A 20,271-nucleotide genomic window follows, 5' to 3' on the forward strand; every position below is an offset into this window, starting at 1 on the left:
GGACCGCTAGATTCGAGGCATGGCCTCGGAGACGAAGCGCGAGATCGAGCGGAAGTACGAAGCCACGGACGGGACCCGGCCGCCGGACCTCACCCGGGTCCGGGGCGTCGCCTCCGTCCGCGACCGTGGCGTCATGGAGCTCGACGCGGTCTACCACGACACCCCCGACCTGCGGCTCGCCGCCGACCAGGTCACCCTGCGCCGGCGCACCGGCGGGGACGACGAGGGCTGGCACCTCAAGTTCCCCGTCGCCGCGGGCGTCCGCGACGAGATCAGGGCCCCGCTGGCCGACGCCCTCCCGGGCGAGCTGGCGGGGCTCCTGCGGTCCCGCGTCCGCTCCGCCGCGGTCGTCCCCGTCGTACGGCTCCACTCGTCCCGCGACGTCCGCCACCTGCTGGACGCCTCCGGCGGCCTCCTCGCCGAGCTGTCCGTCGACACCGTCCACGCCCGCCGCCTCCCCGACGGCCCCGAGACCTCCTGGACCGAGATCGAGGTCGAGCTTGCCGACGACGTCGAACCGGAGCTCCTCGACCGCATCGGGAAGCGGCTGGGTAAGGCGGGCATCCGGCCGTCCTCCGACACGTCGAAGGTCGGGCGGGCGCTGGCCGAGACGGCACCGGACGAGGAGGACGACCGTACGGCGCGCCCCGCCCCGGCGCCCCCGGGCAGCGCGGGCGCCGCCGTCCTCGCGTACGCGCGGGAGCAGGTCGACGTGATCGTCGCGTTCGACCCCGCCGTCCGGCGCGACCTGCCCGACGCCGTGCACCAGCTGCGGGTGGCCTGCCGTCGGCTGCGCAGCGCCCTCAAGACGTACCGCCGGGTCCTCGACCGGAAGGCCACCGACCCCCTCGGTGCCGAGCTGAAGTGGCTCGCCGGGGAGCTCGGCGGCGCCCGGGACCAGGAGGTCCTGGACGCCCGGCTGCGCGCCCGGGTCGCGGAGCTGCCGGACGCCCTGGTCCTCGGGCCGGTTCGCGCCAGGCTGCGCCGCAGGGACGCGGCCCGCGCCACGGACGCCCGGCGGCGGGCCCTGGCCGCGCTCGACTCCGACCGGTACCTGGACCTCCTGGAGCGCCTGCACCGGCTCCTCGACGCCCCGCCGCTGCGGAAGGACGCGGCCCGTGCCGCGCCGGAGGTCCTCGCCCGCGCCGTCCGCAAGGACCACCGCCGCCTCGCCGACCGCGTCGACCGCGCGCTCGCCCTCGCCCCCGGAGCCGAGCGCGACCTGGCCCTCCACGAGGCCCGCAAGGCCGCCAAACGCGCCCGCTACGCTGCCGACGCCGCCCGCCCCACCCTCGGCAAACCCGCGAAACGGCTCGCGAAGCGCGTGAAGGCCGTCCAGTCCCTCCTGGGCGAACACCAGGACGCCGTCGTCGCCCGCGCGGCCCTCCGCGAGCTCGCGATCGAGGCCCACGGAGCCGGCGAATCGGCCTTCACCTGGGGACTTCTCTACGGCAGGGAGGAGGCGGCCGCGGCGGACGCGGCCCGGGAGCTGCCCCGCGTCTGGGCCCGTGCCCGGCCCCGGAAAGCCAAGGCGGCGCTGACTCCCTGAGCACCGGGGTACGCTTGAGAGTCGCCCCCCTGCCAGCTCACGAAGGTTCGAGATGTCTGCTGCCGAGTCTGTCTTCCCGCAGCTCGAAGCTCTGCTCCCGCACGTGCAGAAGCCGATTCAGTACGTCGGTGGAGAGCTGAACTCCACGGTCAAGCCCTGGGAAGAGGCCGACGTCCGCTGGGCGCTGATGTACCCGGACGCGTACGAGGTCGGTCTGCCCAACCAGGGCGTCATGATCCTGTACGAGGTGCTCAACGAGCGCGAGGGCGTCCTCGCCGAGCGCACGTACAGCGTGTGGCCGGACCTCGAGGAGCTGATGCGGGAGCACAAGGTTCCGCAGTTCACCGTGGACAGCCACCGTCCCGTCGGCGCCTTCGACGTCTTCGGACTCAGCTTCTCGACCGAGCTGGGCTACACGAACATGCTCACGGCCCTCGACCTCGCCGGCATCCCGCTGGAGGCCAAGGACCGGACCGTCGACCACCCGATCGTGCTCGCCGGCGGCCACGCCGCCTTCAACCCCGAGCCGATCGCGGACTTCATCGACGCGGCGATCATCGGCGACGGGGAGCAGGCCGTCCTCGACATGACCGAGATCATCCGCGCCTGGAAGGCCGAGGGCAGGCCGGGCGGGCGCGAGGAGGTCCTCCTCCGTCTCGCGAAGACCGGCGCGGTCTACATCCCGGCGTTCTACGACGTCGAGTACCTCCCGGACGGCCGCATCGGCCGTGTCGTGCCGAACCGCTCCGGCGTGCCGTGGCGCGTGTCGAAGCACACGGTCATGGACCTCGACGAGTGGCCTTACCCGAAGCAGCCGCTCGTCCCGCTCGCGGAGACCGTCCACGAGCGCATGTCCGTCGAGATCTTCCGCGGCTGCACCCGCGGCTGCCGCTTCTGCCAGGCCGGCATGATCACGCGCCCCGTGCGGGAGCGAAGCATCACCGGCATCGGCGAGATGGTCGAGAAGGGCCTCAAGGCGACGGGCTTCGAGGAGGTCGGCCTCCTCTCGCTGTCCTCGGCGGACCACACCGAGATCGCCGACATCGCGAAGGGCCTGGCGGACCGGTACGAGGAGGACAAGATCGGTCTGTCCCTCCCGTCCACCCGCGTCGACGCGTTCAACGTCGACCTGGCCAACGAGCTCACGAGGAACGGCCGCCGTTCCGGCCTCACCTTCGCCCCCGAGGGCGGCTCCGAGCGCATGCGCAAGGTCATCAACAAGATGGTCTCGGAGGAGGACCTGATCCGTACGGTCTCCGCCGCGTACGGCAACGGCTGGCGCCAGGTGAAGCTGTACTTCATGTGCGGCCTGCCGACGGAGACCGACGAGGACGTCCTCCAGATCGCCGACATGGCGATGAACGTGATCGCCGAGGGCCGCAAGGTCTCCGGTCAGAACGACATCCGCTGCACCGTCTCGATCGGCGGCTTCGTGCCGAAGCCGCACACGCCGTTCCAGTGGGCCCCGCAGCTCTCCGCCGAGGAGACCGACGAGCGCCTCGCGAAGCTCCGCGACAAGATCCGCGGCGACAAGAAGTACGGCCGCTCGATCGGCTTCCGCTACCACGACGGCAAGCCCGGCATCGTCGAGGGCCTCCTCTCCCGCGGCGACCGCCGTCTCGGCGCGGTCATCCGCGCGGTGTACGAGGACGGCGGCCGCTTCGACGGCTGGCGCGAGCACTTCTCGTACGACCGCTGGATGGCCTGCGCCGAGAAGACGCTGCCGTCCGTCGGCGTCGACGTCGCCTGGTACACGACCCGCGAGCGCACGTACGAGGAGGTCCTGCCCTGGGACCACCTGGACTCCGGTCTCGACAAGGACTGGCTCTGGGAGGACTGGCAGGACGCCCTCGACGAGACCGAGGTCGACGACTGCCGCTGGACGCCGTGCTTCGACTGCGGTGTCTGCCCCGCGATGCAGACCGAGATCCAGGTCGGCCCCACGGGCAAGAAGCTGCTGCCGCTCTCGGTGAAGAAGTAGCACGTACGACGAAGGCGCCCGGACCGTTCGCGGTCCGGGCGCCTTCGTCGTACGCGGGGAAGTCCTACGGGGCCGTCGCCAGCTCGTCCTGGTCGGCCCGCCAGAAACCGGCCTCGGCGGCGCGCGGCGACGGAGCCGTCGTCCGCTCGGTGAGCGGCACGAAGGCCGGACGCGTCTGCTCCTCGCCGAGGAAGGCCTGCCGGACGACCCGCTCGGCGGCGAAGCCGTCGTCCCACGCGCAGAACCGCTCGCGGAACGCCTGCCGCAGGGCCGCGGCCCGCTCGCCGTCCCAGGCGCCGCCGCGGAAGGCCTCGACCAGCTCCTCCTCGGTGGTCGCGACGACACCGGGGGTGTCCCCGGGCTCGCCCGAGAGCAGGTCGAAGGTGACACCGCGGCAGGTCCGGTACATCTCCCAGTCGTCGGCGTAGGTGACGATCGGCCGGTCGAGGTTGGCGTAGTCGAACATGATCGACGAGTAGTCCGTGATCAGCGCGTCCGACGCGAGGCAGAGCTCCTCCACCGACGGGTACCGCGACACGTCGACGAGCGCGCCCCGGTCGGCGAGCGCCTTCAGCTCCGGGTCGGAGCCGTAGAAGTAGTGGGCGCGGACGAGGAGCACGTACTCCGGGCCGAGCTCGCGGGCGAAACGGGCGAGGTCGAGCCGCGAGACGAAGGCGTTCCGCTGGTGGTCGCGCACGGTGGGGGCGTAGAGCAGCGCCTTCTTGCCGGCCGGGATGCCGAGCTCGCCCCTGATGCGGCGGACGTCCGCGGCGGTGGCGCGGTAGTACACGTCGTTGCGGGGGTAGCCGGTGTTCAGGGACCGGAAGGCGGCGGGGTAGACCCGCTCCCAGTGCTCCGTGGAGTGCTGGTTCGACGAGACGCTGTAGTCCCAGCGGTCGACGCGCTCCAGGAGCTTGCCGAAGTCCATGCTCTTGTGGACGGCGGGGAAGTACTGCTGGTCGAGCCCCATCCGCTTCAGCGGGGTGCCGTGGTGGGTCTGCAGGTGGACCTGACCCGGCCGCTTGATGACGGAGTCGGGGAAGTTGACGTTGTTGACCAGGTACTTCGCGCGCGCCATCGCCTTCCAGTACGCGAAGGTGGCGGGCGCGATCTTTGTCAGGTCGGCCGGCGCGCCGGAGGCGTGCGCGCGGTTCACGACCCACACGCCGCGCAGCTTCGGGGCGAGCCGCTTGGCGGCCTCGTGGACGGCGAGCGGGTTGCAGCCGGGGGTGCGGCCCCAGTACGCGGAGTACACGACGAGGTTCGGGTCGACCGGGAGGCGTCGTTGCAGCGAGTAGTAGGCGCGCAGGGCCTTGCGGCCGCCCCAGCGCTTCATCCGGCCGAGGACGCCGAAGACGCTCTCGCGGGTGCCGTTGACCAGCTTGAGGCTCTCGAAGGCGGTGTACGAGCCGGAGCGCAGCACCTTGAACTTGCGGCCCGCCATGCCGGGCGGCGGGGTGAAGCCCTTGGGCTCGTTGCGCCGGTAGGTCTTGCCGGCCTGCTTGAGGTAGGCGCGCCGGTGGCTCCGGGGTATTCGGAAGCCGCGCGCGAAGGTGTACAGGAAGTGGGAGACCATCCGCTCGAAGACGACCTTGCGGTACTCGTCGAGGCCCGGGCGGCCCGCGAGGTAGTCGAAGACCCGCTGGTACTGCTCGAAGATGACGAAGTGCTTGCGCGGGGAGCTGCTGCGCATCGAGCTGCCCGCGCGGCGCTGGCGGTACTCGACGACCACGTGCTCCAGGCCCGCGACGCGCCGGGCGGCGGCCATGGTCGTGTAGACCATGAGCGCGTCCTCGTACAGGCCGTCGGTGAAGCGGTAGCCCTCGCCGGTGAAGAAGTCGCGGCGGTAGGCGCGGTTCCAGACGACGGCGAAGAGCCGGAGCAGCTCCAGGTGTTCGACCGGGTTCACGACCTCGTCGCGGATGCCGGCGAGGATCTCGCCGCTGCGGCTGGCCTCGACGGAGCCGTCCACGTGGGTGCGGACGTGGTCGAAGAGGAGGACCTCGGGGTCCTGGGCCTCGGCGAGCCGGTTCGCCATGGCTTCGAGGGAGCCGGGGCGGATCGAGTCGTCGCCGTCGACGAAGAGGAGGTAGTCGCCGGTGGCGTGCTCGACGCCGGTGTTGCGCGCCGCGCCGATGCCGCCGTTCTCGGTGCGGTGGACCGCGCGGATGCGCGGGTCGCGGGCGGCCATCTCGTCGATGATGGCGCCGCTGCTGTCGGGGGAGCAGTCGTCGACCGCGATGATCTCAACATTCTCGTAACTCTGCGTCGCGATGGACGTGAGGCACTCGCGGATGTAGCCCTCGACCCCGTACACCGGGATGATCACGCTGAATCGGGGGGCAGCTGCAGCCGGCATGCTCGTGTTTCTCCTCAGTCGAACCCGCTCGAACGCAGTATGACAGGCGTGTCAGTAAGCCCTGAGTGTCCGCGGGTGTGGCGTTCGCGACCGTGAGACCGTGACGATCCGACGAGAGCCCGGCCAACGAGGAAAGAACCCCGGAAAGACGGATCGTTTATTCTGGAGCGCTGCGGCGCTCGGGGGGGCCACGGCGCTGCCCGAGTCAGGACAGGTCCCGCGGGACCCTGAGCTCGGGTGGGGGCGGAGGAGTCGGCAGCTAAGCTGCGAACCGGGTACGGGACAAGTACTGCAGTTCGACGGCGGGTGTGCGGCCCAGAACGTCGTCCGTCGGATCTCGGGGATCTGACGGAAAACAGAAAGCACGCCCCCGTCACCCCCTCAGGCGCTCGAGCACGTCGAGCGGGTCTGAAACGGAAAGGAACGCAGAACTTCATGGCACCCCGGCTCAGCGTCATCGTCCCGATCTACAACGTGGCGGAGTACCTACCCGCCTGCCTCAACTCGCTCGCCGTGCAGACCTTCCAGGACCTGGAAGTTCTCATGATCGACGACGGTTCCACGGACGAGTCCAACTCCATAGCCGCCGAGTTCGCGGCGCAGGACGAGCGCTTCCGGCTGATCCGCAAGGAGAACGCCGGCCTGGGTGCCGCGCGCAACACGGGTCTGGAGAAGCTGGCTCCGGAGAGCGAGTACCTCGCCTTCGTCGACAGTGACGACGTGATCCCGCCGGACGCCTACCGGATCATGATCGAGACCCTCGACGAGACCCGCTCCTCGTTCGCGACGGGCAACGTCGAGCACATCAACTCGACCCGCGTGTGGCAGTCGCCCATGCACAAGTTCCTGTCCCGCGGCGCGGTCCGCAAGACGCACGTCCGCAAGAAGCGGATCCTGCTCACCGACCGCATCGCGTGCAACAAGGTCTTCCGCCGCTCCTTCTGGGACCAGCACGGCTTCCGCTTCCCCGAGGGCGTGCTGTACGAGGACACGCCGGTCATCGTGCCGGCCCAGTACCTCGCCGAGTCCGTCGACATCATCAGCCAGACCACGTACTACTGGCGGCTGCGCGACGGCGTCTCCAACCCGTCGATCACCCAGCGCCGCAACGTGCCGAAGGCCGCCCGCGACCGCGCCTCCGCCGTCGAGTCCGTCAGCCGCTTCCTGGCCGAGCAGACCGGCCCCGGCGCCGACGCCCTCAAGCGCGAGTACGACCGCACCGTCCTCACCGGCGACCTGCGCATCTTCCTCAACGTGATGCCCGACGGCGACGCCGAGTACCACGCCGAGTTCATGCGCTCGGCCAACAAGTTCCTCGACGGCATCGACTTCACGCTGATCGACGGCCTCGCGACCGCCCTGCGCGTCAAGTGGCTGCTCGTCCGCAAGCACGCCGTCAAGGAGCTCATCTCCTTCATCGAGGACGAGCGCCTCGGCGAGCCGGTCCTCCTCGAGGGCGTCCTGCGCAAGTACGCCAAGTACCCCGCGCTCGAGTCCCAGCCGAACCTGGTCCCCAAGAAGATCCTCCGGGTCGACAAGGACCTCCAGCTGCGCTCCCCGCTGACCGAGCTGTCCTGGGAGGACGGCAAGCTGAAGCTGGCCGGCCACGCCTGGATCGACCGTGTCGACCAGACCGGCAAGCGCAGCGTGGTCAAGGTCCTCCAGCTGAAGAAGGAGGGCACGCAGCGCCGTACCCTCATCCCCCTCGGCAACACCTTCGCCCCCGAGGCCACCACCGCCTCCGGTCACAAGGGCCGCGGCCACAACTTCGACTGGGCCGGCTGGGACACCGTCATCGACCCCGCGCGCCTGCGCAAGGGCGACCAGTGGCAGGAAGGCCTCTGGCACGTCGGCATGCGCGTCATGTCCGGTGGCCTCGTGCGCTCCCGCTCCGTGCACTCGTACGGCTCCGACCGCCTCTCGTACCCGCCCTACCAGTGGCTCGACGCGGACTACCGCCTGGTCCCCGAGGTGCGGAAGGCCGCGCTCAAGCTGCGCATCGAGAAGGTCCCGACGGTCGTCACGTCCTTCCGCGCCGACGGCGAGGACATCGTCGTCGAGGCCGTCTTCAGCGAGACCGTCCCCGAGGGCACCGAGCTCTTCCTCCGCGTGATCAACCAGAGCAGCGGCGAGGCCATGCTCTACCCGGCGGAGATCCTCGACGACAGCGAGCGCCGGAAGCCGCTGCGCGCCCGCGTCCCCCTGCGTGACCTCGCGCTGCTCCCCGAGCACCTCGACGCCGCGGGCAACGCCGACGCCGCGAAGGCGATGCGCCGCAACTGGAGCAGCCAGCTGCGCATCCACGAGCCCGGACAGAAGCCGCGGAACGTCAAGGTCGTCGTCAAGGACGGTCTCTCCGACCTCCAGGTCCGCCTGCCCGAGTCCTTCGGCGAGGGCGCCGACCTCAACGAGGTCGCGGTCCTCTCCGGCACCAACGGCTACCTGAAGTTCTCGGGCCGCCCCCTGCGCGGCAAGATCACCGGGATCTCGAAGGCCGACGGCGCGTTCACGATCCGCGGTACGGCCCCGATCGCCCTCGACGGCTACCACCTGGTCGTCAGCGCGAAGAACCGCTTCGACGAGCGCAAGATCCCGCTGACGCTGAACGCGGACGGCACCTTCGAGGCCACCTTCCGCCCCTCCCGGATGTCCGGCGCCAACGGCAACCTGCCGCTGAAGGCCGGCCGCTGGATCTTCCGCCTGGACGGCGCGCAGGAGACCGACCCGCAGCTGACGGTCGTCGCGGACCGGCTCGCCGTGGCCCAGTTCCCGCTGGAGGGCTCCGCCGACGGCCGCGATTACCGCCTCGAGGTCCACTGGCAGGACCACGCGCAGCTCAACTGCCTGCCCGACCTGAACGACAAGGAGAGCGGCGCCAACCGCCAGTACCAGCTCCGCCAGGAGGTGTACGAGGCCGGCCGCAAGCTGCCGCTGCGCGAGCAGGTCCTGTACATCAGCTACAACGGCAAGCAGTTCTCCGACAGCCCGCGCGCGCTCCACGAGGAGCTGCTGCGCCGTGGTTCGAAGGTCGAGCACCTCTGGGTCGTCCGCGACGGCCAGGTCGAGCTGCCCGACACGCTGAAGGCCGTCCGCTTCCAGGGCGCCGACTGGTACGAGGCGCTCGCCCGCGCCAAGTACATCGTGACCAACGCCCACCTGCCGCACTGGATCAAGCGGCGCGAGGGCCAGGTCATCGTGCAGGCCTGGCACGGCACGATGCTGAAGAAGATCGGCCTGGACATCGAGGCGCCGCAGTTCGACCCGAACTACCACGAGCGTCTGGTCCAGGAGGCGGCGAGCTGGAACATCCTCGTCTCGTCGAACCGCTTCAGCACGCCGATCCTCAAGCGGGCGATGGGCTACGACGGCCTGATCGCCGAGATCGGCTACCCGCGCAACGACTACCTCTACGCCGGGGACCGCGACGAGCGGGCCGCGGCCGTGAAGGAGAAGCTCGGGCTGCCGAAGGGCAAGAAGGTCGTGCTGTACGCGCCGACCTGGCGCGACGACCTGTCGCACAGCCGCGGCCAGTTCAAGTTCGACCTCCGCGTCGACCTCGAGGACGCCCGCCGCCGCCTCGGCGACGACCACGTCTTCCTCGTGCGCCGCCACTCGAACATCGTGGACCTCGTCCCCGGTGCCGGGAACGGCTTCGTCTTCGACGTCTCGGAGTACCCGGACATCGCGGACCTGTACCTGGCGGCCGACATCATGATCACGGACTACTCGTCGGTCATGTTCGACTACGCCCACCTGCGTCGTCCGATGCTGTTCTTCACGTACGACCTGGAGCACTACCGCGACCGCCTGCGCGGCTTCTACTTCGACTTCGAGGAGGACGCGCCCGGTCCGCTCATCCAGACCTCCGAGGAGCTGATCCAGGCGATCCGCGACGTCGACGAGGTGGCGGGCGAGTACCAGGAGCGGTACGACCGGTTCCACCACAACTTCTGCGACCTGGACGACGGCCACGCGTCGGAGCGCCTGGCCGACCTGATGTTCAAGACGGCCGAGGACGGCGCGCCGCTGTAACCCACCGGTGCGGAAAGGGGCCCCGGCCCGCGGGGAGACCTGCGGGCCGGGGCCCTTCCCGTCTCCGGGTCCCTTCCCGTCTCCGGGGCCCTTCCCGTCTCCGGGTTCCCCCTTCCGTAACGCCTTGATGACGGACCGGGGCGGCGGAAACCCCCCGTCCACCCGCGACGTCGTTCTGGGCATGAACACGGAAAACCCGGGCTCGGACGCCCCGGGCTGCCTCACCGGAGCGGCGCGCGCCGTCGCCCTCGTCGTCGTCCTGCCCGTCCGGCTGCTCTGGGACGCCCTCGCCTTCTGCCTCCGGCAGCTCTGGCGCTGGATCCTCGCGCCGATCGGCCGAGCCCTGGCCTGGCTCGCCCATCACCTCCTCGTCGTTCCGCTCCGGTGGCTCTGGGAATGGGTGCTCGCCCCGATCGGCCGAGCCCTGGCCCGGCTCGCGCATCACCTCCTCGTCGTTCCGCTCCGGTGGCTCTGGGAATGGGTGCTCCTCCCGGTCGCCCGGGCCGTGTGGTGGCTGGTCGACCTGCTCCTCGTCACCCCGCTCACCTGGCTCTGGCGGTACGTGCTCGGCCCCGTCTGCCGCGTCGCCGGCGCGGCCCTCGCCTGGGCCTGGCGGATCGCCGGACAGATCCTCGGCGCCGTCGGCCGGGCCGTCCGCCGGACCCTGTGGAACCTCGTCGGCCGCCCCCTCGCCTGGACCTACCGCGTCCTGCTCACCCCGCTCGGACACGCGCTGCGCGCCTGGGTCTGGGAGCCGCTCGCCGTCGTCGGACGCGCCGTGGGCGCCGCCGCCCGCGAGGTGCGGGCGGCCCTGTTCGGAGGCGCCCGCTGACGGGCCGGCGCCCCCGCCCCGTCCACCTCCCGGGAACCCGAGGTGGCCGGGGCGCGTACTCTGGGTAGTACAACGAACGTCCCCGGCGTGGCGCCCGCCCCCGAGAATCTCCCCGCTCGCCGCGGGGGTGATCCGGGCAGGCCCCCCGGGAACGGTCCCCAGGCTTTTGGGCGGCGCGCCACCCGCGCCCGCCCCGCACCGAGGAGAAGAACCACTGGGCAAGCGACAGCCCGAAGGCCCGCCGCCCGCACCGGCGGTGCAGCGCATCCGACTGCGCTACACCAAGCGCGGCCGCCTCCGGTTCACCAGCCACCGCGACTTCCAGCGCGCCTTCGAGCGCGCCCTGCGCCGCGCCGAGGTACCCATGGCGTACTCGGCCGGCTTCACCCCGCACCCCAAGGTGTCGTACGCCAACGCCGCGCCGACCGGCACGGGCTCCGAGGCCGAGTACCTGGAGATCGCGCTCACCCAGCCGCGCGACCCCGAGACGCTCCGCGCCCTGCTCGACGAGTCCCTGCCCGCCGGGCTCGACATCACCGACGCCGTCGAGGCCCGCACCTCGGGACTCGCCGACCGCCTCACCGCCTCCGTGTGGGAGCTGCGGCTCGAGGGCGTCGCCGTCGAGGACGCGTCGAAGGCCGCCGAGACGTTTCTCGCCGCCGAGACCGTGGAAGTACAGCGCAAGACCAAGAACGGCATCCGCACCTTCGACGCGCGTTCCGCGGTCAGCGAGCTGACGGTGTCCCGTCCCCAGGGTGATCCCCAGGGTGATAGGCCGCTGGACAGCGCCTGTGCGATACTGCGGCTGGTTGTTCGGCACGTGACACCTGCCGTGCGACCCGACGACGTCCTGTCCGGTCTCCGAGCTGTGGCCGACCTGGCGCCGCCGGTCCCCGCTGCGGTGACCAGGCTGGCGCAGGGGCTCTTCGACGAGGAGTCCGGCACGGTGACCGACCCGCTCGCGCCCGACCGCGAGGCAGTCACGGCCGCTTCACCCACGGCCGCCGCGACCGCCTCTGCGACGGCGCCGGGTGCGGGTACCGCGTAGGGAGCGGTCGTTGTAGCGCAGCCCTCGTACTCGGGAGCCACCTGGGTCGGGCAGCGCACAGACCAGGAGACTTTCGCCAGGCCGTCCGCACAGGGCGTACGGAACCGGCGAGCCAGACATCAGCTCCCGTGCGGCGCCCGCGCCCCGGACGGCGGCACCGCGCCACAGGCGCGATCGTGCCGCCGGACCGGAACCAGGCGCGGCGCCCGGGAGCGTGACGGGAGAACCCCGCATGCTCGAGTCCAACGAAGACACCAACGCCCCCGGTGACAAGCTGCCGCCGCGCCGCCGGCGCCGCGCCGCTTCCCGCCCCGCCGGCCCGCCGGTGACGGCGACCGCCGAGACCACCGCGGCCACCGAGGCCCCCGCGGCCGTCGAGACCCCGGCCGCCGAGGCCGAGGCCCCCGCGCCGCGCACCCGCCGCCGCGCCACCCGCAAGGTCACCACCCCGGCCCCCGAGGCCGTCGAAGCCGCCGCCCCGGCCGTCGAAGCCGCCGCCCCGGCCGTCGAGGCCGAGGCCGCGCCCGCGCCGGCCGTCGAGGAGGCCGCCGAGGCCCCGGAGCCGCGCGCCCGCCGCCGTGCCACCCGCAAGGCCACCTCGCCGGTGACGTCCACCGCCGCCCCCGAGGCCCCGGCCGTCGAGGCCGAGGCCGCGCCCGCGCCGGTCGTCGAGGAGGCCGCCGAGGCCCCCGCGCCGCGCACCCGTCGCCGCGCCACCCGCAAGGCCACCTCGCCCGAGGCGGCCGAGGGCGCCACCGGCGAGACGCTGCCCCAGGCCGCCGTCGCCCAGATCGCCGCCGAAGAGGCCGAGGTCACCGCCGCCGAGACCGCCGCCACCCGTGGCCGCGGCCGCCGCCGCGCCACCTCCCCGCAGTTCACCTCCGAGCCGGCCACCGCCCCGGAGACCTCCCGCGCCCGCCGCGCCACGCGCCCGGCCGTCGCCGTCTTCCAGGCCCCGGTCTTCGCCGAGCCGATGTTCCAGACCCCGGAGACCGCGGCCATCGCCGCCGCGGCCGAGGTCGAGGCCGTCGAGGACGAGATCGAGGACATCGAGGAGATCGAGGAGACCGAGGAGACGGTCGAGGCCGTCGAGGAGGCCCCCGCGCCCGTCGAGCGCGAGACCGGCTCCCGCCGTCGCCGCCGTCGTCGCGGTGAGCCCGTCGCCGTCGAGCCCGTCCCGGCCACCGTCGCCGACGAGCCCGAGGTCGAGGCCGTCGCCGACGAGCTCGACGAGGCCGAGGAGACCGAGGAGTCGGACGAGTACGGCGACCGCCCGTCCCGTCGTCGCCGTCGTGGTGGCCGTCGTCGCCGTCGCGGTGAGCTCGCCGAGATCGAGGAGACCGAGGACGCCGAGGACGGTGCCGAGCCCCTGGAGTCGGACGAGGCCCGCGCCGAGGACGACGCCGAGGACGCCGAGGACGAGCACGAGGACGCCGAGGCGTACGCCGGCGGCTCCAGCAGCTCCCGCCGTCGCCGTCGTCGCCGCCGTCGCAGCGGGGACGCCTCCGCCGACGTCGAGGCCGCCGACGAGGACGGCGTCCGTACGGTCGTCAAGGTCCGCGAGCCCCGTCCGGCGCGCGAGAAGGCCGAGCCGTCGGACGAGGTGCAGTCCATCAAGGGCTCGACCCGTCTGGAGGCCAAGAAGCAGCGCCGCCGCGAGGGCCGCGAGCAGGGCCGCCGCCGCGTCCCGATCATCACCGAGGCCGAGTTCCTCGCCCGCCGCGAGGCCGTCGAGCGCGTCATGGTCGTCCGCCAGAGCGGCGAGCGCACCCAGATCGGCGTCCTGGAAGACAACGTGCTCGTCGAGCACTACGTCAACAAGGAGCAGGCCACCTCGTACGTCGGCAACGTCTACCTGGGCAAGGTCCAGAACGTCCTGCCGTCGATGGAGGCCGCCTTCGTCGACATCGGCAAGGGCCGCAACGCCGTCCTGTACGCCGGCGAGGTCAACTTCGAGGCGCTCGGCATGGGCCACGGCCCCCGCCGCATCGAGTCCGCCCTCAAGTCCGGCCAGTCGGTCCTCGTGCAGGTCACGAAGGACCCGATCGGCCACAAGGGCGCCCGCCTGACCAGCCAGGTCTCCCTCCCCGGCCGCTACCTCGTGTACGTCCCCGAGGGCTCGATGACCGGCATCAGCCGCAAGCTCCCGGACACCGAGCGCGCGCGCCTGAAGACCATCCTCAAGAAGATCGTCCCCGAGGACGCGGGCGTCATCGTGCGCACCGCCGCCGAGGGCGCCAGCGAGGACGAGCTGCGCCGTGACGTCGAGCGCCTCCAGGCGCAGTGGGCCGACATCCAGAAGAAGGCCGCCCAGATCTCGACGTCCGCGCCGAGCCTGCTCTACGGCGAGCCGGACATGACGGTCCGCGTCGTCCGCGACATCTTCAACGAGGACTTCTCCAAGGTCATCGTCAGCGGCGACGACGCGTGGGAGACCATCCACGGGTACGTCTCGCACGTCGCGCCCGACCTGGCCGACCGCCTGTCCAAGTGGACCAGCGAGGTCGACGTCTTCGCGACGTACCGGATCGACGAGCAGCTCATGAAGGCGCTCGACCGCAAGGTCTGGCTGCCCTCCGGCGGTTCGCTGGTCATCGACAAGACCGAGGCGATGATCGTCGTCGACGTCAACACCGGCAAGTTCACCGGCCAGGGCGGCAACCTCGAGGAGACCGTCACCAGGAACAACCTGGAGGCGGCCGAGGAGATCGTGCGCCAGCTCCGGCTGCGCGACCTCGGCGGCATCGTCGTCATCGACTTCATCGACATGGTCCTGGAGTCCAACCGCGACCTGGTGCTGCGCCGCCTCCTGGAGTGCCTGGGCCGGGACCGGACCAAGCACCAGGTGGCCGAGGTCACCTCGCTCGGCCTGGTCCAGATGACCCGCAAGCGGGTCGGCCAGGGTCTCCTGGAGTCCTTCTCCGAGACCTGCGTCCACTGCAACGGCCGCGGTGTCATCGTCCACATGGAGCAGCCGGCCACGGCCGGCGGCGGTGGCGGCAAGCGGGCGCGCAAGCGCGGTCGCGGCGGTGCCGAGCACACCCACGAGCACGAGCACGACACCACCGTCGAGACCGGTGCCGAGCACGAGGCCGAGCACGAGACCGAGGCCGAGGTCGCGGCCGAGCTGGCCGCCCCGGTGGCCCTGCCGGAGCCGATCGCCGCGGACGAGGAGCTGTACGGCTCCGTCGCCGAGGCCGAGGCGGCCGCCTCGCGCGGTGGCCGCGGACGCCGTCGCGCCACCCGCCGGGTGACCGCGCCGGCCGCCCCGGCCCGCCCGGCGGTCGTGGAGACCGAGACCTTCGTGGTCGAGCCGACGCGGGTGACCGCGCAGGAGCCGGTCGCCGAGGCCGTCGTCGAGACGGTGGCCGAGCTGGTCGCGGAGCCCGTCGTCGAGACCGTGGTCGAGCCGGTGGCCGAGGAGGCCCCGGCCCCGCGCGGCCGTCGTCGCGCCACGCGCCGGGCGACGTCCCCGGTCGTGTCGACGGAGACCGCCGAGGCCCCCGTGGCCGCGGAGCCCGTCGCTCCCGTCGCCGAGCCGGTCGTCGAGACCGCCCCGGAGCCGGAGCCCGTCGTGGAGGCCGCGCCGGAGCCCGCCGTCGAGGAGGCCCCCGTGGCCGCCCCGCCGCGCGCCCGCCGCCGTGTGGTCCGCAAGGCCACCGCTCCGGCCGGTTCGCCCGCGGGTGCGGAGGAGGCCGCCGTCGTCGTGGTCGCCACGGCTCCGGCCGAGGCCGCGGAGGCTCCCGAGGCCGCCGAGGCCGGGACCGAGGCCGCGCCGGCCAAGAAGACGGCCGCGCGCAAGACCGCGAAGAAGGCCACGGCCAAGAAGGCCGCCACCAAGAAGACGGCGGCGACCAAGAAGACGGCCGCGGCGAAGAAGACGACCGCCAAGAAGGCCACGGCCAAGAAGGCGGCGGAGAAGACCCCGGCTCCGGCCCAGGACTGATCCCACGGGTGCGGGCCGTCCCTTACGGGGCGGCCCGCACCCGGTCGGGCGAATTTGACCCCCTGCGGCAGCCGCCCGTAACCTAGACCGTCGGCGTGTCTGATCGACACGTCGCGCCTCTGAGCACCTCCCTCCCGCTCGTCGGGAGAGGCCGCTCGTCCGATTCCGGAACGCCACGGGCCCCCGGGCCCGTGTGAGTGGCTGGCTTCAGAGGTTCCATCCCGAGTGAGAGAGAGATCCGCGTGTACGCCATCGTGCGCAGCGGTGGTCGCCAGCACAAGGTTGCTGTCGGCGACATCGTTGAGGTTGACAAGATTTCCACTGCCAAGGTTGGCGACACGGTCGAGCTCTCGACCCTGCTCGTTGTCGACGGCGACGCCGTGACCAGCGACCCGTGGGTCCTGGCCGGTATCAAGGTCACGGCCGAGGTCGTGGACCACCACAAGGGCGCCAAGATCGACATCCTGCGCTACAAGAACAAGACCGGCTACCGCCGTCGCCAGGGTCACCGCCAGCAGTACACGGCGATCAAGGTCACCGGTATCCCCGCGGCTGCGAAGTAAGAGGGACTGAGACATGGCACACAAGAAGGGCGCATCGTCCACCCGGAACGGGCGCGACTCGAATGCCCAGCGGCTCGGCGTGAAGCGCTTCGGCGGTCAGGCCGTCAACGCGGGTGAGATCCTGGTCCGCCAGCGCGGCACCCACTTCCACCCGGGCTCGGGTGTCGGTCGCGGTGGCGACGACACGCTGTTCGCCCTGCAGGCCGGCGCGGTGCAGTTCGGCACCCACCGTGGCCGCAAGGTCGTGAACATCGTTCCGGTCGCCTGATCGGATCTTTGCGGAGGCGGACCTCACTTCCCGACAGGGAAGCGGGTCCGCCTTTCGCGTGTTACTAGATAGACATTCCACCCGTAATTCTCTGGAGGCACAGAACCATGACCACCTTCGTGGACCGCGTCGAGCTGCACGTCGCCGCGGGTAACGGGGGCCACGGCTGCGCCTCCGTTCACCGGGAGAAGTTCAAGCCGCTCGGCGGACCCGACGGCGGCAACGGCGGCCGCGGCGGCGACGTGACCCTGGTCGTCGACCAGGACGTCACCACCCTCCTCGAGTACCACCACTCGCCGCACCGCAAGGCCACCAACGGCCAGCCCGGCGCCGGCGACAACCGCTCCGGCAAGGACGGCCAGGACCTCGTCCTGCCCGTGCCGGACGGCACCGTCGTCCTCGACAAGCAGGGCAACGTGCTCGCCGACCTCGTCGGCCAGGGCACCACCTTCGTCGCCGGCCAGGGCGGCCGTGGCGGCCTCGGCAACGCGGCGCTCTCCTCCGCCCGCCGCAAGGCCCCCGGCTTCGCGCTGCTCGGCGAGCCCGGCGAGTCCCGGGACATCGTCCTGGAGCTGAAGACCGTCGCCGACGTGGCCCTCGTCGGCTACCCGAGCGCGGGCAAGTCCTCGCTCATCTCCGTCCTGTCGGCCGCCAAGCCGAAGATCGCGGACTACCCCTTCACGACCCTCGTCCCGAACCTGGGCGTGGTCACCGCCGGCTCGACGGTCTACACGATCGCCGACGTCCCCGGCCTGATCCCGGGCGCCAGCCAGGGCCGCGGCCTCGGCCTGGAGTTCCTGCGCCACGTGGAGCGCTGCTCCGTCCTCGTCCACGTCCTGGACACGGCGACGCTGGAGTCCGACCGCGACCCCGTCACCGACCTCGACATCATCGAGGAGGAGCTCAAGCAGTACGGCGGCCTGGAGGACCGGCCGCGGATCGTCGTCCTCAACAAGGTCGACATCCCGGACGGCCAGGACCTCGCGGACATGATCCGCCCCGACCTGGAGGCCCGCGGCTACCAGGTGTTCGAGGTCTCCGCCGTCGCCCGTACGGGCCTCAAGGAGCTCTCCTTCGCGCTCGCCGGCATCGTCGGCGAGGCGCGGGCGGCCAAGCCGGTGGAGGAGGCGACCCGTATCGTCATCCGCCCGAAGGCCGTCGACGACGCGGGCTTCACCGTCGCGTACGACGAGGCCGAGGACGTCTACCGGGTGCGCGGCGACAAGCCCGAGCGCTGGGTCCGCCAGACCGACTTCAACAACGACGAGGCCGTGGGCTACCTGGCCGACCGCCTCAACCGCCTCGGTGTCGAGGACGCGCTGATGAAGGCGGGTGCCCGTGCGGGCGACGGCGTCGCGATCGGCGCCGAGGACAACGCGGTCGTCTTCGACTGGGAGCCGACGATGATGGCGGGCGCCGAGATGCTCGGCCGCCGTGGCGAGGACCACCGCCTGGAGGCCCCGCGTCCGGCCGCGCAGCGCCGCCGCGACCGCGAGGCGCAGCGGGACGACGCACAGCGCGAGTACGACGAGTTCGACCCCTTCTAGGGGTCACTTCCGGCCGAATCCCTTGCGAAGGGTTCTTTCGGATGTGTTTCAGGGCCGCCGGACGCCGTCCGGCGGCCCTGAGCCGTCCCAGGGGCGCCGAGGGAGCCCCTGAGGGCCCCCCTGAGCGCCTCGCGCCGCCTCGCACCCCCTTCCGGTTAACCCGTTCGGATGAAGCCCGTACGAGGGCTGTGAGCGCCGGAGGACCCACCGGCGACGGCATGCGCCCTGTTCCGGAGGATCGTTCCGGCCGGGTCCTCCCCGGCCTCCCGCGCGTCCGCTTGTGGACGCCGGGGATGGACGGGGGCCGTGGGGTCCGTAGTCTGCACGGGTGAATGAGAGCTCTCGGCCACAGCAACCGGCCCGTGTCAGCGTCGTCGTCATCACGTACGACGACGCCACGCACGTCCCTGACGCGATCCGCTCCGCCCTCGCTCAAGGCGAGGCGGTCGGCGAGGTCCTCGTCGTCGACGACGCCTCGCAGGACGGTACGCCCGAGGTGCTCGCCGCGTTCGCCGACGAGCCCCGGGTGCGGACGCTGGTCCGCAAACGCAACAGCGGCGGCTGCGGCACCCCCAGGAACGACGGCCTCGGCGCCGCCGTCCACCCGTACGTCCTCTTCCTCGACAGCGACGACCTGCTGCTGCCCGGCGCCGTCGACCGGCTGCTCGCCGTCGCCGAGGCGGAGCACGCCGACGTCGTCGCCGGGGTCTGCGTGCGGCGAGAGCTCCCCGAGGGCCGCGAGACGGTCTGGGCGCCCGCGCTGTACGACGTCTCCCGGGGCGCCACGCTCCCCGGCACCGTCCTCGACGGGATCGAGGACCACCCCGAGTTCGTCTTCGACACGCTCTCGGTCAACAAGCTCTACCGGTGCGCGTACCTCGACCGGCACGCGATCCGCTTCCCCGACGGCGCCTTCCACTACGAGGACTTCGTCTTCAGCGCCCGCGTCCTGGCCGCCGACCCCCGGCTCGCCGTCACCGACGTGCCGGTCTACGTCTGGCACGTACGGCGCCAGGCCGCGAACCTCTCGATCTCGCTGCGCCGGGCCGCGCTCGAGAACTGGCAGCACCGGGTCGAGGCGCAGAGCGCCGTCCTCGACGTGTTCCGCACGGCCGGGCGCCCCACCCTGGTCCGCGCCGCGCAGACCAAGTTCCTCGACTACGACCTCCCCATGTACCTGCGCGAACTGCCGCAGCGGACCGCCGCCTACCGGGCCGGCTGGTGGGAGACGCGCGAGCGCCTCGCCGGTTTCGAGCCCGAGGCGGTCGCCGCCGCCCAGGCGCCCTCCCGCTGGCTGTACGGCGCGCTGATGGCCCTCCCGACGGCCCCCGAGGGGCGGGAACTGACCCGTCTCGTCGAACTCGCGGCCCCGAGGCCCCGGCTCGTACCGCCCTATCCGCGTGCCGCCGACGGCACCCCGGTCCTCGCCGCCGCCCCCGCCGACCTGCCCCTCGACGGGCTCGCGGAGCTGGCCGCCGCCGAGCTGCCGGTCGCCGTCGACGGCGCGGTGACCGTCGGCGCGGCGACGAAGCTCACACTCACCGTGCACGAGCTGTACGGCAGGGTCGGCGAGCTCGGGCCTGTCTCCGTTCGAGTGGAATTCACCGAGCGGAGCTCCGACGGCGGCGTCAGTGCCGAGGCGCACCTGCTCCCCGTGGACGGCGGCTGGCGGGCCACCGTGGCGGTGCCGACCGCGCGGCTGCTGCGCCGCGGCCGGCTCGCGTCCTGGTCGCTGAACGCCGTGCTCACGTACGCCGACGGCTCGACCGGAACCGCCGAGGTCAGGGCCTCGAACGGCTTCGCCGGCCGCCGCGGGCCCGTCCTCGGACGGCTCGGCCGGGTGCTGCTCGTCCAGGTCGTGGCCTCGGCGCGCAGGGGACTCGTCCTCCGCTTCGTCGGGGGGCTCGCGGGCGCCCGCCAGGTGCTGTCGGGCCGCCTGAAGAGGATCTCCGCCAAGCGCTGACCGGCCTCCCGGCAAGGCCCTTGATCCATTCCCGCACGGGACGAGATGTGTGGAACGGGGCCTCCGGGAGGTAACCTTTCGGCTTCCTGCACGGCGCCCTGCGGACACCTCCGCGCCCCCCACCTCGCCCGCCGAGACAGTCAGGCACCATGGAGAAGGCAGCGCGCCACCGTCGGGCGGAAC

Annotated in this window: 11 protein-coding genes; 10 read left to right on the top strand and 1 reads right to left on the bottom strand. The window is 72.1% G+C overall.

What is annotated here, in order from left to right; genetic code table 11:
- The first annotated feature begins 19 nt into the window (after window positions 1-19).
- Window positions 20-1,549: a CYTH and CHAD domain-containing protein gene (locus tag AB0G79_RS07280; protein ID WP_360801489.1), complete on the top strand. Its 1,530-nt coding sequence runs from the start codon at window positions 20-22 to the stop codon at window positions 1,547-1,549.
- Window positions 1,550-1,601: 52 nt separating this feature from the next.
- Window positions 1,602-3,530 carry a TIGR03960 family B12-binding radical SAM protein gene (locus tag AB0G79_RS07285; protein ID WP_360801492.1) on the top strand — a complete coding sequence of 643 codons (1,929 nt, stop codon included), beginning with the start codon at window positions 1,602-1,604 and terminating at the stop codon, window positions 3,528-3,530.
- Window positions 3,531-3,594: 64 nt separating this feature from the next.
- Here the strand turns inward: AB0G79_RS07285 and AB0G79_RS07290 are convergent, their stop codons facing one another.
- Window positions 3,595-5,889: a bifunctional glycosyltransferase family 2 protein/CDP-glycerol:glycerophosphate glycerophosphotransferase gene (locus AB0G79_RS07290; protein ID WP_360801496.1), complete on the bottom strand. Its 2,295-nt coding sequence runs from the start codon at window positions 5,887-5,889 to the stop codon at window positions 3,595-3,597.
- A gap of 435 nt (window positions 5,890-6,324) precedes the next feature.
- Between AB0G79_RS07290 and AB0G79_RS07295 the strand changes: the two genes are divergently transcribed.
- From AB0G79_RS07295 to AB0G79_RS07330, 8 genes are all read left to right on the top strand, one after another.
- Window positions 6,325-9,921 (top strand): CDP-glycerol glycerophosphotransferase family protein, encoded by a 3,597-nt coding sequence (locus AB0G79_RS07295; protein ID WP_360801499.1) that lies wholly within the window; start codon window positions 6,325-6,327, stop codon window positions 9,919-9,921.
- Window positions 9,922-10,102: 181 nt separating this feature from the next.
- The gene (locus AB0G79_RS07300; protein ID WP_360801502.1) at window positions 10,103-10,753 is read left to right on the top strand and encodes a hypothetical protein; all 651 of its coding nucleotides are present in this window, start codon (window positions 10,103-10,105) and stop codon (window positions 10,751-10,753) included.
- Window positions 10,754-11,009: 256 nt separating this feature from the next.
- Window positions 11,010-11,801 carry a TIGR03936 family radical SAM-associated protein gene (locus AB0G79_RS07305; protein WP_360801504.1) on the top strand — a complete coding sequence of 264 codons (792 nt, stop codon included), beginning with the start codon at window positions 11,010-11,012 and terminating at the stop codon, window positions 11,799-11,801.
- Window positions 11,802-12,033: 232 nt separating this feature from the next.
- A complete protein-coding gene (locus AB0G79_RS07310) occupies window positions 12,034-15,747 on the top strand; it encodes an Rne/Rng family ribonuclease (protein ID WP_360801507.1) in 3,714 nt (1,237 codons plus the stop codon).
- Between the two features lie 242 nt (window positions 15,748-15,989).
- The gene (gene rplU, locus AB0G79_RS07315; protein WP_015033583.1) at window positions 15,990-16,310 is read left to right on the top strand and encodes a 50S ribosomal protein L21; all 321 of its coding nucleotides are present in this window, start codon (window positions 15,990-15,992) and stop codon (window positions 16,308-16,310) included.
- A gap of 13 nt (window positions 16,311-16,323) precedes the next feature.
- A complete protein-coding gene (gene rpmA, locus AB0G79_RS07320) occupies window positions 16,324-16,578 on the top strand; it encodes a 50S ribosomal protein L27 (protein WP_015033582.1) in 255 nt (84 codons plus the stop codon).
- Between the two features lie 107 nt (window positions 16,579-16,685).
- Entirely contained in the window at window positions 16,686-18,125 is a 1,440-nt protein-coding gene (obgE, locus tag AB0G79_RS07325; protein ID WP_360801512.1) for a GTPase ObgE, read from the top strand.
- A gap of 328 nt (window positions 18,126-18,453) precedes the next feature.
- A complete protein-coding gene (locus AB0G79_RS07330; protein WP_360801515.1) occupies window positions 18,454-20,088 on the top strand; it encodes a glycosyltransferase in 1,635 nt (544 codons plus the stop codon).
- Window positions 20,089-20,271: the final 183 nt, after the last annotated feature.

The organism is Streptomyces sp. NPDC020807, from assembly GCF_040641575.1.
GTDB lineage: Bacteria > Actinomycetota > Actinomycetes > Streptomycetales > Streptomycetaceae > Streptomyces.

Bases quoted from the DNA above. Each gene is read 5' to 3' on its own strand.
- rpmA (WP_015033582.1), top strand. From the start codon at position 16,324: ATGGCACACAAGAAGGGCGCATCGTCCACCCGGAACGGGCGCGACTCG.
- obgE (WP_360801512.1), top strand. From the start codon at position 16,686: ATGACCACCTTCGTGGACCGCGTCGAGCTGCACGTCGCCGCGGGTAAC.
- AB0G79_RS07285 (WP_360801492.1), top strand. From the start codon at position 1,602: ATGTCTGCTGCCGAGTCTGTCTTCCCGCAGCTCGAAGCTCTGCTCCCG.
- AB0G79_RS07300 (WP_360801502.1), top strand. From the start codon at position 10,103: ATGAACACGGAAAACCCGGGCTCGGACGCCCCGGGCTGCCTCACCGGA.
- AB0G79_RS07310 (WP_360801507.1), top strand. From the start codon at position 12,034: ATGCTCGAGTCCAACGAAGACACCAACGCCCCCGGTGACAAGCTGCCG.
- AB0G79_RS07280 (WP_360801489.1), top strand. From the start codon at position 20: ATGGCCTCGGAGACGAAGCGCGAGATCGAGCGGAAGTACGAAGCCACG.
- AB0G79_RS07290 (WP_360801496.1), bottom strand. From the start codon at position 5,889: ATGCCGGCTGCAGCTGCCCCCCGATTCAGCGTGATCATCCCGGTGTAC.
- AB0G79_RS07295 (WP_360801499.1), top strand. From the start codon at position 6,325: ATGGCACCCCGGCTCAGCGTCATCGTCCCGATCTACAACGTGGCGGAG.